This window comes from Streptomyces polyasparticus (assembly GCF_014493765.1).
In the GTDB taxonomy this organism is placed as follows: domain Bacteria; phylum Actinomycetota; class Actinomycetes; order Streptomycetales; family Streptomycetaceae; genus Streptomyces; species Streptomyces polyasparticus.
The window spans coordinates 1-1046 of record NZ_JACTVJ010000116.1 but is presented as its reverse complement, the minus strand read 5'-3'; the positions used below and the strand labels follow the sequence as shown (position 1 = coordinate 1046).

The following is a 1046-nucleotide window of genomic DNA, read 5'->3' as shown; positions in this document are numbered from 1 at the left end:
AAAAATGAAAAAGACAGCTATCGCGATTGCAGTGGCACTGGCTGGCTTCGCTACCGTAGCGCAGGCCGCTCCGAAAGATAACACCTGGTATGCAGGTGGTAAACTGGGTTGGTCCCAGTATCACGACACCGGTTTCTACGGTAACGGTTTCCAGAACAACAACGGTCCGACCCGTAACGATCAGCTTGGTGCTGGTGCGTTTGGTGGTTACCAGGTTAACCCGTACCTCGGTTTCGAAATGGGTTATGACTGGCTGGGCCGTATGGCATATAAAGGCAGCGTTGACAACGGTGCTTTCAAAGCTCAGGGCGTTCAGCTGACCGCTAAACTGGGTTACCCGATCACTGACGATCTGGACATCTACACCCGTCTGGGCGGCATGGTTTGGCGCGCTGACTCCAAAGGCAACTACGCTTCTACCGGCGTTTCCCGTAGCGAACACGACACTGGCGTTTCCCCAGTATTTGCTGGCGGCGTAGAGTGGGCTGTTACTCGTGACATCGCTACCCGTCTGGAATACCAGTGGGTTAACAACATCGGCGACGCGGGCACTGTGGGTACCCGTCCTGATAACGGCATGCTGAGCCTGGGCGTTTCCTACCGCTTCGGTCAGGAAGATGCTGCACCGGTTGTTGCTCCGGCTCCGGCTCCGGCTCCGGAAGTGGCTACCAAGCACTTCACCCTGAAGTCTGACGTTCTGTTCAACTTCAACAAAGCTACCCTGAAACCGGAAGGTCAGCAGGCTCTGGATCAGCTGTACACTCAGCTGAGCAACATGGATCCGAAAGACGGTTCCGCTGTTGTTCTGGGCTACACCGACCGCATCGGTTCCGAAGCTTACAACCAGCAGCTGTCTGAGAAACGTGCTCAGTCCGTTGTTGACTACCTGGTTGCTAAAGGCATCCCGGCTGGCAAAATCTCCGCTCGCGGCATGGGTGAATCCAACCCGGTTACTGGCAACACCTGTGACAACGTGAAAGCTCGCGCTGCCCTGATCGATTGCCTGGCTCCGGATCGTCGTGTAGAGATCGAAGTTAAAGGCTACA

General features: G+C 55.6%; 1 protein-coding gene. It reads left to right on the top strand.

Annotated features, from left to right (window positions below; translation table 11 throughout):
* On the top strand, positions 1 to 1046 hold a 1046-nt coding region (gene ompA / locus H9Y04_RS49120; protein ID WP_498067175.1), incomplete at both ends, for a porin OmpA.